This is a genomic window from Buttiauxella sp., assembly GCF_035271705.1.
Classification (GTDB): Bacteria; Pseudomonadota; Gammaproteobacteria; order Enterobacterales; family Enterobacteriaceae; genus Buttiauxella.
Map to the genome: position 1 here is coordinate 1 of NZ_DATERI010000209.1, position 14258 is coordinate 14258.

Consider the following 14258-nt stretch of genomic DNA (forward strand, 5'->3'; position numbering starts at 1 on the left):
TGTGAACCCCTATTTGGCCTTGCTCCGGGTGGAGTTTACCGTGCCACGGACTGTTGCCAGCCGCGCGGTGCGCTCTTACCGCACCCTTTCACCCTTACCTGATCCCGCTTGCGCGGGCCATCGGCGGTTTGCTCTCTGTTGCACTGGTCGTGGGTTACCCCCCCAGGCGTTACCTGGCACCCTGCCCTATGGAGCCCGGACTTTCCTCCCCTCCGCCTGTCTCCTTCCGAAGAAGGACGACGACGAAGCGGCGACTGTCTGGTCAGCTTCGGCGCGAAGTATAGAGGGTTTCCCCGCCGCTGTCACGCGTACTTAGTGTTGGGTGCGCATACCAATTTCAACGGTGGCCGCAATGTCACGCGAGGCACGGTAAATATTCTCGAACGCATTATTCAACGCTTCTTCCAGTGTACCAATACTGTTGAGTACGCTAAACACCGCGTCGATACCATATTGATGGACAACGGCCACATCGCTGGTCAGCGAGCCCGCAATGCCAATCACCGGTTTACGGTATTTTTTTGCTACTGCCGCCACACCCACGGGGACTTTGCCGCGAATACTCTGGCTGTCCATACGCCCTTCGCCCGTCAAGACCAACGAGCAATCATGGATATGTTCTTCAAGATGCAAAGCTTCTGTCACAATCTCTACACCGCTACGTAATTCTGCACCGAGGAAAGCCATCAATGCTGCCCCCATGCCGCCAGCCGCGCCTGCGCCTGCTGCGTTTTTCACATCGATGTGTAAATCTTTTTTAATCACATTGGCGTAATGAGCAAGGTTCGCGTCGAGCTCAACAATCATCGCTTCATTAGCCCCTTTTTGTGGCCCGAAAATGCGCGATGCACCGTTGTCGCCAATCAATGGGTTAGTCACATCGCAGGCAACATTAATCACGCATTCTGCCAATCGGCTATCCAGATCGGAAATATCAATATTATTCAGGCTCATTAAACTACCGCCGCCACGGCTAATTTCTTTGCCCATTGCGTCACGCAGTTTTGCACCCAGTGCTTGTACCATGCCGGCGCCGCCGTCGTTGGTTGCACTGCCACCGATGCCAATAATGATGTTGCGCGCACCGTTATCAAGAGCACGTAAAATCAGCTCCCCAGTACCGTGCGAAGTCGTAATCAACGGATTACGTTTTTCGATGGGTACCAGCGCCAGACCACTGGCTTCGGCCATTTCGATAAACGCAGTTTTACCATCACCGGACATTCCCCAGCACGCCGTTACCGGCTCACCCAGTGGCCCAGTCACCGTGGTGGTTATTTTCTTGCCCTGCGTGGCACTGATCATGGCATCGACCGTACCCTCCCCGCCATCTGCAACCGGGACCGATACATATTCCGCATCAGGAAATATTTCGCGGAATCCTTTTTCAATAGCCTGCGCCACATCCACCGCTGAGAGGCTTTCTTTATAAGAGTCGGGTGCGATTACGATTTTCATAATGTGTCCATGCCAAAACAATAAGGCTGAGCAAATCGGGCACCTGAGAGGTGCCCATCTCTTTTATTTACTGACTTCTACTTTCGCCAGTTTTTCGTAGTAGCACGCAATCGCACTATGGTCATCGTTACCGTGGCCGTCTGCACGCAGCGCTTGCATCATTTCCATTACCGCAGCAGTCAGTGGCAATTGCGCACCAACACCGTGGGAAGTATCCAGCGCATTCGCCAGATCTTTAATGTGCAGGTCGATACGGAAACCTGGCTTGAAGTTGCGATCCAGTAACATCGGTGCTTTCGCTTCCAAAACGGTGCTGCCTGCAAGGCCGCCACGAATTGCCTGGAATACCAATTCAGGGTTCACGCCCGCTTTGGTTGCCAGAACCAGTGCTTCAGACATCGCAGCAATGTTCAGCGCCACAATGACCTGGTTTGCCAATTTGGTGACGTTGCCCGCACCGATATCACCGGTGTGCACGACGGAACCGGCCATCGATTTCAGCAGATCGTAATACTTGTCGAAAATCGCTTTATCGCCACCAACCATCACGGACAGGGTGCCTTCGATAGCTTTTGGTTCGCCGCCACTGACTGGCGCGTCCAGCATGTCGATGCCTTTTGCTTTCAGCGCTTCGCTGATCTCACGGCTCGCCAGCGGTGCGATGGAGCTCATATCGATAACAACGGTGCCAGGTTTCGCACCTTCGATGATACCGTTTGCACCCAGCGCCACTTCTTTAACGTGCGGGGAGTTAGGCAGCATGGTGATAATTACATCGCACTGCTCAGCAATCTCTTTTGGTGTTGCAGCAGTTTCTGCACCTGCGGCGATCACTTCAGCAATCACATCAGCATTACGGTCGGCAACCACCAGTGAATAACCGGCTTTGATGAGGTTTTTACTCATTGGTTTGCCCATGATGCCAAGGCCGATAAACCCAACTTTCAGTGTCATAGCTTTACTCTCTCGTTATTACGGGTGGATGTTATTTTTTAAAGGAATCACAAAGTTTCTGAGTGGCCGCGCGGAATACGCCCAAGTCACTGCCCACAGCAACAAACGTTGCGCCCAATTCCAGGTAGCGACGCGCATCAGCGTCAGCAGGTGCCAGGATACCTGACGGTTTGCCGTGTGCTTTTGCACGAGCAAAAATGTGTTGAATCGCGCTTTGTACTTCTGGGTGCGATGGGTTACCGAGGTGACCCAGTGCCGCAGACAAATCACCTGGGCCGACAAAAATGCCATCCACACCATCAGTTGCCGCAATCGCATCAATGTTATCAATGCCTTGCTGGCTTTCGATTTGCGCCAGGATAGTGATGTTCTGATTCACATTCTTGAAGTAATCCACCACGGTGCCGTAGCCATTGCTGCGGTGTGAAACAGACACACCACGGATACCTTCTGGTGGGTAGCGGGTTGAAGAAACCGCCAGCTCCGCGTCTTCCAGAGTTTCAACAAACGGAATCAGGAAGTTATAAAAACCGATATCCAGCAGACGTTTGATAATGACAGGATCATTAGTCGGTGCGCGGACCACCGGAGCACTGTGGCTACCGGTCAGTGCCATCAGTTGCGGAACAAAAGTGGTGATATCGTTTGGCGCATGTTCGCCATCCAGCACAATCCAGTCGAACCCAGCCAGACCCAGCACTTCGGTGCTGATAGGATTTGCCAGCGCAGACCAGCAACCAATTTGAGTCTGGTGTGCTGCCAAAGCCGCTTTGAATTTATTTGGGAAAACGTTGGTATTCATCTGTTGCCCTTATTTATCCAGGTATCTGTTGAGTTAATTACTTCTTCAATTCCATACGTTTAATATCGCCGACTACGAACAGGTAACAGAACATAGCCATCAGTGCCGAGCAGCCAACGAAGATCAGCGCCGCATTGAAGGAGTGAAGTTCAGAAACCAGGTAGCCAATCACCAGTGGGGTCACGATAGAAGCCACGTTACCGAACACGTTGAATACCGCGCCACACAGGCCAACCATCTCTTTTGGTGCGGTGTCGGCAATAACCGGCCAACCCAGAGCACCAAAACCTTTACCGAAGAATGCGAATGCCATCAGTGCAATGACCAGGGCAGTGCTGTCGGTGTAGTTACAAAGAATAATGGTTGAAGCGAGCAACATCCCGAGAACAATCGGTATCTTACGAGCAACAGTCAGTGAGTAACCGCGTTTGATTAACGAATCTGAGAATACGCCACCCAATACGCCACCGGCAAAACCACACAGTGCCGGGATTGAAGCAACCATCCCTACTTTCAGAATCGACATACCTTTATCTTGCACCAGGTAAATCGGGAACCACGTCAGGAAGAACCAGGTAATGGTGTTAATGAAGTACTGGCCAAAGAACACACCCAGCATCATACGGTTAGTCAGTAACTGTTTGATGTAATGCAGTTTTGGACCCTGAACCACAACACCTGGTTTTTTGTGGTCCATATCAACGACCGCGCCACCTTTGGTGATGTAATCCAGTTCCTCTTTTGACATACGCGGGTGGTCAGTTGGGTTATGGATTAACTTCACCCACAGGAAGGTCAGTACAAAACCGATCCCACCCATCACGGTAAACACATGTTCCCAGCCCCATGCGAAGGTCAACCAACCGAGCAATGGTGAGAAAAGTGCCAGCGAGAAATATTGTGCGGAGTTAAAAATCGCTGAAGCGGTACCGCGTTCCTTGGTTGGGAACCAGGCTGCAACAATACGGGCGTTTGCCGGGAAAGAAGGCGCTTCAGAGAAACCGAGCATAAAGCGCATGAGGAACATGGAAATACCCGCATAAGCCAGCGGCACCATGTCAACAAAGCCCTGCATGAAGGTAAACAGCGACCAGAAGAACAAGCTGTAGGTGTAAACTTTTTTCGAACCGTAGCGGTCAAGTAACCAGCCGCCAGGGATTTGCATCAGCAGGTAAGCCCAGCCAAATGCAGAGAAAATATAACCCATTGAGATTGCACTGAGTTGCAATTCTTTAGCAACTTCAGTACCCGCAATAGATAGTGTGGCGCGATCTGCATAGTTAATCGTCGTCACAATAAAGATAATCAATAATATTAAGTATCGGGTATTCTTACCCTTTTTTGACTCAACTGCTGTATCTAAAATCATTTCCACATCCTCTTTGGAGGGTACTTAAGTTCAAGGATCTATTATTATTTAATGGCGATATTTCTGGATATATTCCCGGGATAATATCGCTAACAAAAATTAACCTGGTGTTTGTCATTCGCAACACAGTATAGTCAGCATAGAACAAATGGACATTAGGCATATGCACAACAAATGACACTTAAAAATCCAAATAGTTATACTTATGCATATGTTTGTGGGGGGTATTGCACAATTCTATCGATTACCCCTGGCTGTGAACAAAGCCTCATAATATAAAGTGATCTGCATCACATTTTTATTTCACGTAGCCTGACATCCTTTATTTAGCTTGTGATTAACTCACAATTAGAAAATTATTTTATTACGTTCAGGTAACATCTGGAGAATAGTGACAATGTCAAATATAGAAATTAAACAACAAGCACCTGGTGCCTTTTATATAAAAGTCCATGAGACAGATAATGTCGCTATTATTGTTAATGACGATGGCCTGAAAGCTGGTACGCGTTTCCCGGATGGACTGGAACTTATCGAACATATCCCACAGGGGCACAAAGCTGCGCTGGTGGATATTCCTGCCCACGGTGAGATTATCCGTTATGGCGAAGTGATTGGTTATGCAGTGCGTGATATTCCGCGCGGCAGCTGGATTGACGAGTCATTAGTTGAGCTGCCAACAGCTCCACCGCTCCATACCCTGCCATTAGCCACCAAAGTGCCAGAGCCATTGCCACCACTGGAAGGCTACACTTTTGAAGGTTACCGCAACGCAGACGGCAGCGTCGGCACCAAAAACCTGCTTGGCATCACCACCAGCGTACATTGCGTCGCCGGTGTGGTGGATTATGTCATCAAAATTATTGAACGTGATTTGCTGCCACGCTACCCGAACGTTGACGGCGTGGTAGGTTTAAATCACCTTTACGGCTGTGGCGTGGCGATCAACGCCCCTGCCGCTGTTATCCCAATTCGTACCATCCATAATATTTCTCTGAACCCGAACTTTGGCGGCGAAATTATGGTGATTGGCCTGGGCTGTGAGAAGTTGCAACCTGAGCGCCTGCTGGAAGGCACTGACGACGTGCAGTCCATCAATGTTGGCGATGCCAGCATTGTGCGCCTGCAAGACGAACATCACGTCGGTTTTAAATCGATGGTCGATGACATCCTGACTGTCGCCGAGCGTCATCTGGTGAATTTGAACAAGCGTCAGCGTGAAACCTGCCCGGCGTCAGACCTGGTTGTGGGTATGCAGTGTGGCGGCAGCGATGCATTCTCAGGCGTGACCGCAAACCCAGCGGTAGGTTATGCCTCTGACCTGCTGGTGCGCTGTGGCGCTACCGTAATGTTCTCTGAAGTCACCGAAGTACGCGACGCCATCCACTTGTTAACCCCACGCGCCATCAACGAAGAAGTGGGCAAGCGCCTGCTCGAAGAGATGGATTGGTACGACAAGTATCTTGATATGGGTAAAACCGACCGCAGCGCCAACCCATCCCCAGGCAACAAAAAAGGTGGCCTGGCAAACGTAGTGGAAAAAGCGCTCGGTTCCATTGCCAAATCGGGTCAAAGCGCGATTGTTGAAGTACTTTCCCCAGGGCAGCGCCCAACCAAACGCGGTCTGATTTTCGCGGCAACACCAGCCAGTGATTTTGTCTGCGGTACGCAACAGGTGGCATCCGGTATTACAGTACAAGTGTTCACCACCGGTCGCGGCACACCATACGGTTTACTGGCAGTTCCCGTCATTAAAATGGCAACCCGCACCGCGCTGGCAAACCGCTGGTACGATTTAATGGACATCAACGCGGGCACCATTGCCACCGGTGAGGCGACCATTGATGATGTAGGCTGGGAGTTGTTCAAATTTATTCTTGATGTTGCGAGTGGACACAAGAAAACCTTCTCCGATCAGTGGGGTCTGCACAATGCTCTGGCGGTGTTTAACCCGGCTCCAGTGACCTGATACCCTTCATACATCAAGCTGCAGATGCGTTGACTGCACCCGTGCGCCCCGGTCACATAGTTTACTATGCTGCCGGGGTCTTACGGCCTGGTCGCCATTCTGCAACTGGGTATACTTCGCAGCGGTAATTTCCCTATCCTGCTCCAGAAGATGTCCTTTCCTGACCACACCGACAAACTTGTCGCGATAAAGCGCCGTTAAGCGTATTTCTGTCCCCATCTCCCCGACAACACCCACTTCAAGATCAATCAAACCTTCGCGCAAATACTTAGCCGTTTTCTCAGCTTTTGGCATAAATCGCAGTTGCACAAAAGGGGCAACAGCCACCACGGCGGCAATCAGATGCGCGTCAAAAACAGCATTTCGCGTACGCTCACGGATTTCCTCGGCGTTTGATGCAGTTAATTAATGCAAATGCTGCGCCTTCCGCCATATCATTTGCGCAGCTATATTTCTGGCACCTCCGCGAAAGAGAGCTTTAACAGATGGCGTTATTTACCGATAGACCCGGCGATGAAGGACTACCAGGACGCGAGCGTGGCTTAGCGATGATTGCAGTGATGACCATGGTGGCAATGGTCGTTTTCGATGGCTCAATGATCAACATCGCGCTACCGCAAATCGCACACTCTTTAAACGCATCAGTTGCCACTACTGTCTGGGTTGCGAACGGTTACCTGTTATCTGCAGCGATGACACTTGCGATCTTTGCCGCACTTTCAAGCCGTCTTGGGTTCCGCTCGGTTTTCACCTTCGGCCTCAGCGTTTTCACCCTGGCTTCTGTAGGTTGTGCGCTGTCGTCATCACTGGAAATGCTCATTATTATGCGGGTATTACAGGGTGTTGGGGGGGCTGCGACATTAAGCATCGGCCCGGCAATTCTGCGTTCGGTTTTCCCAAACCGTCTACTCGGGCGTATCCTCGGCCTGAACGCATTGCTGATTGGCACAAGCACAGCCATCGCACCGATTTTGGGCGGAGCCATTCTTTCGGCAATGAGCTGGCAATGGTTGTTTGCGATTAATATTCCATTGGGGATTATGGCTCTGATTCTCACCGTGCGCGTTGTTCCCCATAATTCGGCGTTAAAACGCGAGCCGTTCGATTTTGCCGGTGCACTTTTATCGGCCGCCACATTAGGTGCGCTGGTTATGGCGGCCGATGCCTTTACGCATAGCGGTGACGGCGACCTGAAAATAGCGATGGTTTATGCCGGAGTCGCCATTGTCACTGGCTTTGCGTTTGTCTGGGTTCAGCGGCGTGCAGCAAAACCCCTGCTGCCACTCGACATCTTTTCTTCTTCACGCTTTTCACTGGCAGCGTTGACCTCGCTGGCCTCTTTTGTCAGCCAGGGGATTACTTTCATCGCGCTACCCTTCCTGTTCCAAAGCGTTTACGGTTACAGCGCATTGGTTTCTGCCCTGCTTTTCACGCCGTGGCCCATCGGGATTATTCTGGTAGCCCCTTATGCCGGGCGCCTCGCCGATCGTTATTGCGCCGCGATAATCTCGACAGTGGGGTTGTGTATCTTCGCCGTGGGTCTGGCGCTGTTAGCGATGCTCCCGGAACACGCAGCAGCATGGGACATTTGCCTGCGTAGTTTGATCTGCGGGATAGGTTTTGGCTGCTTTCAAAGCCCGAATAATAAAGAGATGTTGTCTAATGCCTCGCGTGAAAACAGCGGATATGCCTCCGGTGTGCTGGCCATCATGCGCACCTTCGGACAGTGCCTGGGCGCGGCGTTTGTCGGTGTTTTCATGTCGATTTATGCGCAGAACAGCGCCGTGCATATCAGCTTGTGGATGGCAGTCATTGCGACGGTTTTAGCTATTGTGTTGAGTGTGAGCCGATTGCGCGGTGATAAATTAGCGGCAGGGTAAAATAAGTCCTGGCAGGTGTAGTTTGCGCCACACCTTTTTATATCACCAGCCAGAAGCCTTTCTTTGTCGCTCCTACGCGCTGGAGTTTTCCTTTCGCCTGGAGCGATTTGATATTCCTTTCAATCGTCCTGCGACTTCTGCCAAGCATTTCGATCAGTTCTGTAACGGTTGCATGAGGTTTACCAGCTAAGACTGTAAGAAGTTGGTATTCGTTGGCATTTATTTCTCCCGCCATTTCTACCGCCACTTCTCCCGCCATTTTGGCTGTTCTACTTTGCTGAGTGGCAATGCCTTCACTCAGACCCTCAATTAATTTCTCAAGCATGAAATCGATAAAGAGAGTGCAATCACTTGCACTATCACATTCACCTAATACCTGGTAATAGCTTTTCTGTTGATTATGAATGATGGTTTCCACTGGCAGCCATGCCAGCTCTTCACGCCACTCGCTAAGAATAAGCGTTTGCCATAATCGCCCCATTCGCCCATTCCCGTCAGCAAAAGGATGAATGAACTCAAATTCATAGTGAAAAATGGAACTCGCAATCAGAGGATGAACGTCTGTTTTGTGCAACCAGCCAAGCAAATCAGCCATTAAGCGTGAAACCTGGTTAGCAGGTGGAGCCATATGGATTAACTGTTTATCCCTGTAGACCCCAACATTTCCGGTTCTGAATTGTCCGGGTGCATCTACAAGACCATTCATTAAAACCCGTTGCGCCGCCAGCAAGTTCTGAACACGCCCACTTTTCCAGGAAGACATTGCCTCATAAGCAAGAATGGCGTTACGGACTTCCTGAATATCTCTGGCTGGAGCCAACACGCGTTTACCGTCCATGATGGCGGAAACTTGTTCCGTTGAAAGACTATTATGTTCAATTGCAAGCGACGCCTGGATGGTACGAATACGGTTTTCTTTCCGTAGCATCGGTGATACTTGTTCAGCATGGGCGGCCCAGCGACCTAACAATTCACCAATCTCGACCACTCGATTAATAATTGATGGAGTGGTGCTAAAAGGCGGTTGGTAACCAGACATGAGGCAGCCTCCTGCATAAAATGAACATGACAATTTCTATTCGGCCACCAAAACTACTTCAATGCCAACTTTACGCAGCCCATTCAGGCTCTCTTCAGGAATCCCCGCATCGGTTATCACCATATGGATCCGTTGGGTATCGATGATTTTATGCAGGCTGGAGCGGTTAAATTTCGTGGAGTCGGTGACGACAATAACCCGTTCAGCCACTTCGCACATCCGGCGGTTCAGACGTGCTTCATCTTCATTATGGGTGCTGACTCCTCGCTCCAAATTGATGGCATCGACACCAAGGAACAGCATATCGAAATGGTAATTCTGCAGTGATTGATCGGCTTGATCGCCATAGAATGACAGGGACTGACGGCGTAAATGCCCACCGGTCATAAGCACTTCCACCCCTTCTGCTTCAAGCAATGCGTTCGCCACATTCATGCCGTTGGTCATGGCAATCACCTCTTTATGCTGACGCATCAGGCGCGCAATTTCATAAGTGGTAGTGCCGGAGTCCAGAATAACCCGGTGGCCAGGCTTAATAAGGTTGGCAGCAACACGTGCAATGCTGCGTTTCAATGAGGTATTGAGCGAGCTTTTATCTTCCACGGTCGGTTCAACTGCCGAGGTACCTGAATCACAAACTAAGGCTCCACCATAAGCGCGCACCGCGACGCCCTGCTTTTCGAGGAAAGCCAGATCGTTGCGGATCGTGACCGTGGAAACTCCAAAAAATGATGAGAGATCATTAACCTGAACGCTTCCTTGCTGGCGAAGACGTTGGATAATTTGCTCACGTCTTTCACTTGTACCTGTTACACGCTTGTCCGTTGCTGCGTCGGTATTGCTCATAATAGATCCCTTCATCAAACCTTTCGTTTCATTTCACTTCGTCTATTAACACCTTTCTTTTCGCGGAAAGCAAGCCTTTACATCGCGTGCTTCATTCGTTTTCAGCCTGTCAAATAGACTTTCATTATGTTTCTTTTGCGAAACAGATCGCAATTCTATTATCTTTCGTTTTGTTTTTATCGCACCATGAACCACTATCAAATGAAACAAATCGAAAGGCAAATCAACACGGAGAGGAAAGTGAAACATTTAACCGCGTTTGTGGCCGACCATAAACAGGATTCACGATGTGGCATTTTTGCCGTTTGTTCTGCCCACCCGTTGGTTCTGGAAGCGGCAATACGTCAAAGCCGTGAAGCAAAATCACTGCTATTAATTGAAGCGACCTCCAACCAGGTTGATCAGAATGGTGGCTATACCGGCATGACTCCGCAAGACTTTCGCGGCTTTGTCGAACAAATGGCTGACCAACACCACTTCCCGCACGAGAAACTCATTCTGGGAGGCGACCACCTTGGCCCGAACCGTTGGCAGGCACTGCCCGCCGAAGAAGCGATGCAAAATGCTGATGAGTTAATTCGCTGCTATGTGGCTGCGGGCTTCAAAAAAATCCACCTGGATTGCAGCATGTCCTGCACTGACGATCCCGTCCCTTTAACCGATGTTATCGTCGCCATGCGAGCGGCAAGACTGGCGAAAATTGCAGAGCAAACCTGCATTGAGAAGTTTGGCACGTCCGATTTGGTCTATGTCATCGGCACCGAAGTACCGGTTCCCGGTGGCGCGCACGAAACCCTGGCAGAGTTAGCCGTTACCACGCCACAAGCAGCAAAAGCCACGCTTGAAGCCCATCGTCATGCGTTTGAACTGCAGGGTCTAAGCGACCTGTGGCCGCGAATCATTGGGCTCGTTGTCCAACCTGGCGTTGAATTTGACCACACCCAAGTCATTGATTATCAACCTGAGAAATCAATGTACTTAAGCCAGATGATTGAAGCGTTCGACACCATGGTATTTGAAGCGCACTCCACCGATTACCAGACGCCCCAGGCTTTGCAGCAGTTAGTGCAGCACCACTTTGCGATTCTGAAAGTCGGCCCGGCACTGACTTTTGCCTTGCGTGAAGCCCTGTTTTCACTTGCCGCCATCGAGCACGAATTACGTCCGGCCCATAAATGCTCGGGGCTGCGGGAAGTGCTTGAAAGCGTGATGCTCGAACACCCTGAAAACTGGAAACACCATTATCACGGTAATGGCAGTGACCGCCGGCTGGCACGTGGCTACAGCTATTCCGACCGTATTCGTTACTACTGGCCTGATCAGGACATCGATGAGGCGTATTCGAAACTTGTCACCAATTTGGCTGATGAATCTATTCCTTTGCCATTGATCAGTCAGTATCTGCCAATTCAATACGCTAAGGTCCGTGAAGGGAAAATTCCGGCAACGCCGCATGAGCTCATCATCGATCATATCCAGGATGTTTTACGCCAGTACCATGCCGCTTGTCTGGGCACACAGCCATCCCATTAACACAATGATAAGAAGAGGAAAAAAACATGCCAAACATTGTATTAAGCCGCATTGATGAGCGATTGATCCACGGCCAGGTAGGCGTTCAATGGGTCGGTTTTGCCGGAGCAAATCTCGTCCTCGTTGCTAACGATGAAGTGGCTGAAGATCCGGTGCAGCAAAATCTGATGGAAATGGTTCTGGCTGAAGGGATCTCGGTTCGGTTCTGGTCGCTGCAAAAAGTTATCGACAATATTCATCGTGCAGCTGACCGCCAAAAAATCCTGCTGGTGTGTAAAAACCCCATTGATTTCCTGACCTTAGTAAAAGGTGATGTGCCCGTGACGCGCATTAACGTCGGCAACATGCACTACGCAGAAGGCAAACAACAGATAGCGAAAACCGTCTCTGTAGATGACCAGGATATTGCTGCTTTTAATGGCCTGCAAAAGGCCGGAGTGGAATGTTTTGTTCAGGGTGTGCCGACGGAATCCGCTCAGGATCTCTACAAACTCCTCTGAGGTATTTTCTATGGAAATTAGCTTATTACAGGCATTAGCGTTAGGTATTCTGGCCTTTATTGCCGGACTGGATATGTTCAACGGCCTGACGCACATGCACCGTCCTGTTGTATTGGGGCCGTTGGTGGGTTTAATTCTTGGGGATCTTCATACCGGTATTTTGTGTGGCGGTACGCTGGAGCTGGTCTGGATGGGGCTTGCGCCACTTGCAGGCGCACAGCCACCAAACGTGATTATCGGCACCATCGTCGGTACCACCTTTGCGATTACCACGGGTGTGAAACCTGAAGTTGCGGTCGGCGTCGCAGTGCCGTTTGCCGTCGCAGTGCAAATGGGGATTACTTTCCTGTTCTCCATCATGTCAGGTGTGATGGCACGTTGCGACCAAATGGCGGCACAAGCTGATACGGATGGCATTGAACGCATTAACTATCTGGCCCTTCTGGCCCTCGGTACGTTCTATTTTCTGTGCGCGTTTTTGCCCATCTATTTTGGTGCGGAACATGCCAAAACCGCGATCGATGTTTTACCCACCCGTTTAATTGACGGCCTGGGTGTGGCAGGCGGCATCATGCCAGCAATCGGATTTGCCGTGCTGCTGAAAATCATGATGAAAAACATTTATATCCCCTATTTCATTCTCGGTTTTGTGGCTGCTGCCTGGCTAAAACTGCCGGTATTGGCGATTGCCGCTGCCGCATTAGCAATGGCGCTGATTGATTTCTTACGCAAAGACCCGGCTCCACAGCAACCTTCCAGCGCTCAGAAAGAGGAATTTGAAGATGGCATCTAATATCCAGACTTTGCCAGATACAGACGTTACGGAAACCTCCCTGACTAACGGCAACGACAACATCTATGAAGACCAGAGCATCGGTGCAGAGTTAACCAGAAAAGACATCAATCGCGTGGCATGGCGATCCATGTTACTGCAGGCCTCATTCAACTATGAACGTATGCAGGGGTCCGGTTGGCTATACGGTCTACTGCCCGCGCTCAAAAAAATCCATACCAACAAAAACGATCTGGCGCGTGCCATGAAAGGTCACATGGGGTTCTTCAATACCCACCCTTTCCTTGTGACCTTTGTCATCGGCATTATTCTCGCGATGGAACGTTCCAAGCAGGACGTTAACAGCATCCAGAGCACGAAAATTGCCGTGGGTGCACCGCTGGGGGGAATTGGCGATGCCATGTTCTGGCTGACCTTGTTGCCTATCTGCGGCGGTATCGGGGCGAGTCTTGCCTTACAGGGCTCAATACTCGGTGCGGTGATCTTTATCGTATTGTTTAACGTCGTTCACCTCGGCTTGCGTTTCGGTCTGGCTCATTACGCTTACCGCATGGGTGTGGCAGCTATCCCGCTTATCAAAGCCAACACCCGCAAAGTAGGTCATGCCGCGTCTATTGTTGGGATGACGGTGATTGGTGCGCTGGTTGCAACTTATGTTCGCCTGGCCACTACGTTGGAAATCACAGCTGGTGATGCGGTAGTGAAGCTGCAAACTGACGTCATCGATAAGCTGATGCCAGCATTTTTACCCCTGATTTATACGCTGTGCATGTACGCGCTGGTGCGCCGTGGCTGGAGCCCTTTGCGCCTTATTGGTATCACGGTTGTGTTGGGTGTTGTCGGGAAGTTTGCCCACTTCCTGTAAGTGAATCCCTGTAAGCGAGATAAAACAATATGTTAAGCATTATTCTTAGCGGTCACGGTGGCTTTGCCACCGGTCTTGAAAAAGCAATGAAGCAAATTCTTGGAGAACAAGAGCAATTTATCGCCATCGATTTTCCTGAAACCTCTTCCACCGCCCTGCTCACCACTCAGTTTGAAGCAGCAATTGAAGCGTTAGATGAAAGTGAAGGGCTGGTGTTTTTAACTGATTTACTTGGCGGCACCCCCTTCCG

At 50.4% G+C, this 14258-nt stretch carries 12 protein-coding genes, 1 other RNA gene and 2 pseudogenes; 7 read left to right on the top strand and 8 right to left on the bottom strand.

Annotation, left to right across the window (positions count from 1 at the left end):
* The 5 genes from rnpB to VJY99_RS18480 form a co-directional block, all read right to left on the bottom strand.
* Positions 1 to 270: RNase P RNA component class A (rnpB, locus tag VJY99_RS18460), an RNA gene on the bottom strand; the annotation flags it as partial.
* Positions 271 to 312: 42 nt separating this feature from the next.
* The gene (garK, locus tag VJY99_RS18465) at positions 313 to 1458 is read right to left on the bottom strand and encodes a glycerate 2-kinase (RefSeq protein ID WP_324121079.1); all 1146 of its coding nucleotides are present in this window, start codon (positions 1456 to 1458) and stop codon (positions 313 to 315) included.
* 63 nt (positions 1459 to 1521) lie between these two features.
* The gene (gene garR / locus VJY99_RS18470) at positions 1522 to 2412 is read right to left on the bottom strand and encodes a 2-hydroxy-3-oxopropionate reductase (protein WP_324121081.1); all 891 of its coding nucleotides are present in this window, start codon (positions 2410 to 2412) and stop codon (positions 1522 to 1524) included.
* Between the two features lie 31 nt (positions 2413 to 2443).
* Positions 2444 to 3214 carry a 2-dehydro-3-deoxyglucarate aldolase gene (gene garL / locus VJY99_RS18475; RefSeq protein WP_324121082.1) on the bottom strand — a complete coding sequence of 257 codons (771 nt, stop codon included), beginning with the start codon at positions 3212 to 3214 and terminating at the stop codon, positions 2444 to 2446.
* 37 nt (positions 3215 to 3251) lie between these two features.
* The gene (locus tag VJY99_RS18480; RefSeq protein WP_324121084.1) at positions 3252 to 4583 is read right to left on the bottom strand and encodes an MFS transporter; all 1332 of its coding nucleotides are present in this window, start codon (positions 4581 to 4583) and stop codon (positions 3252 to 3254) included.
* A gap of 397 nt (positions 4584 to 4980) precedes the next feature.
* On the opposite strand from VJY99_RS18480, the gene garD reads away from it, so the two are divergent.
* Positions 4981 to 6552, top strand: a complete 1572-nt coding sequence (garD, locus tag VJY99_RS18485; RefSeq protein ID WP_324121086.1) for a galactarate dehydratase — start codon at positions 4981 to 4983, stop codon at positions 6550 to 6552.
* A 111-nt stretch (positions 6553 to 6663) separates the two neighbouring features.
* Here the strand turns inward: garD and VJY99_RS18490 are convergent.
* Positions 6664 to 6942: pseudogene (locus tag VJY99_RS18490) on the bottom strand (LysR family transcriptional regulator); the annotation flags it as partial.
* Positions 6943 to 7037: 95 nt separating this feature from the next.
* Between VJY99_RS18490 and VJY99_RS18495 the strand changes: the two are divergent.
* On the top strand, positions 7038 to 8432 hold the full coding sequence (locus VJY99_RS18495) for an MFS transporter (RefSeq protein ID WP_324121088.1): 1395 nt from the start codon (positions 7038 to 7040) through the stop codon (positions 8430 to 8432).
* A gap of 37 nt (positions 8433 to 8469) precedes the next feature.
* On the opposite strand, the gene VJY99_RS18500 is transcribed toward VJY99_RS18495, so the two are convergent.
* The gene (locus VJY99_RS18500) at positions 8470 to 9471 is read right to left on the bottom strand and encodes a Fic family protein (protein ID WP_324121091.1); all 1002 of its coding nucleotides are present in this window, start codon (positions 9469 to 9471) and stop codon (positions 8470 to 8472) included.
* 36 nt (positions 9472 to 9507) lie between these two features.
* Positions 9508 to 10317: a DeoR family transcriptional regulator gene (locus VJY99_RS18505; protein WP_324121093.1), complete on the bottom strand. Its 810-nt coding sequence runs from the start codon at positions 10315 to 10317 to the stop codon at positions 9508 to 9510.
* A 240-nt stretch (positions 10318 to 10557) separates the two neighbouring features.
* On the opposite strand from VJY99_RS18505, the gene kbaZ reads away from it, so the two are divergent.
* From kbaZ to VJY99_RS18530, 5 genes and pseudogenes are all read left to right on the top strand, one after another.
* The gene (kbaZ, locus tag VJY99_RS18510) at positions 10558 to 11850 is read left to right on the top strand and encodes a tagatose-bisphosphate aldolase subunit KbaZ (RefSeq protein WP_324121095.1); all 1293 of its coding nucleotides are present in this window, start codon (positions 10558 to 10560) and stop codon (positions 11848 to 11850) included.
* Positions 11851 to 11876: 26 nt separating this feature from the next.
* Positions 11877 to 12350 (top strand): PTS N-acetylgalactosamine transporter subunit IIB, encoded by a 474-nt coding sequence (gene agaV, locus VJY99_RS18515; protein WP_324121097.1) that lies wholly within the window; start codon positions 11877 to 11879, stop codon positions 12348 to 12350.
* A 10-nt stretch (positions 12351 to 12360) separates the two neighbouring features.
* Positions 12361 to 13143 carry a PTS N-acetylgalactosamine transporter subunit IIC gene (gene agaW, locus VJY99_RS18520; protein ID WP_324121099.1) on the top strand — a complete coding sequence of 261 codons (783 nt, stop codon included), beginning with the start codon at positions 12361 to 12363 and terminating at the stop codon, positions 13141 to 13143.
* Positions 13133 to 14008: a PTS N-acetylgalactosamine transporter subunit IID gene (gene agaE / locus VJY99_RS18525; protein WP_324121101.1), complete on the top strand. Its 876-nt coding sequence runs from the start codon at positions 13133 to 13135 to the stop codon at positions 14006 to 14008. Before agaW ends, agaE begins: the two co-directional genes overlap by 11 nt.
* A gap of 29 nt (positions 14009 to 14037) precedes the next feature.
* Positions 14038 to 14258: pseudogene (locus VJY99_RS18530) on the top strand (PTS N-acetylgalactosamine transporter subunit IIA); the annotation flags it as partial.

Excerpts from the sequence above, each read along its gene's own strand:
- garR (WP_324121081.1), bottom strand. The coding sequence starts at position 2,412 with ATGACACTGAAAGTTGGGTTTATCGGCCTTGGCATCATGGGCAAACCA.
- agaE (WP_324121101.1), top strand. The coding sequence starts at position 13,133 with ATGGCATCTAATATCCAGACTTTGCCAGATACAGACGTTACGGAAACC.
- VJY99_RS18505 (WP_324121093.1), bottom strand. The coding sequence starts at position 10,317 with ATGAGCAATACCGACGCAGCAACGGACAAGCGTGTAACAGGTACAAGT.
- VJY99_RS18495 (WP_324121088.1), top strand. The coding sequence starts at position 7,038 with ATGGCGTTATTTACCGATAGACCCGGCGATGAAGGACTACCAGGACGC.
- garD (WP_324121086.1), top strand. The coding sequence starts at position 4,981 with ATGTCAAATATAGAAATTAAACAACAAGCACCTGGTGCCTTTTATATA.
- VJY99_RS18480 (WP_324121084.1), bottom strand. The coding sequence starts at position 4,583 with ATGATTTTAGATACAGCAGTTGAGTCAAAAAAGGGTAAGAATACCCGA.
- garK (WP_324121079.1), bottom strand. The coding sequence starts at position 1,458 with ATGAAAATCGTAATCGCACCCGACTCTTATAAAGAAAGCCTCTCAGCG.
- garL (WP_324121082.1), bottom strand. The coding sequence starts at position 3,214 with ATGAATACCAACGTTTTCCCAAATAAATTCAAAGCGGCTTTGGCAGCA.
- VJY99_RS18500 (WP_324121091.1), bottom strand. The coding sequence starts at position 9,471 with ATGTCTGGTTACCAACCGCCTTTTAGCACCACTCCATCAATTATTAAT.
- agaW (WP_324121099.1), top strand. The coding sequence starts at position 12,361 with ATGGAAATTAGCTTATTACAGGCATTAGCGTTAGGTATTCTGGCCTTT.
- agaV (WP_324121097.1), top strand. The coding sequence starts at position 11,877 with ATGCCAAACATTGTATTAAGCCGCATTGATGAGCGATTGATCCACGGC.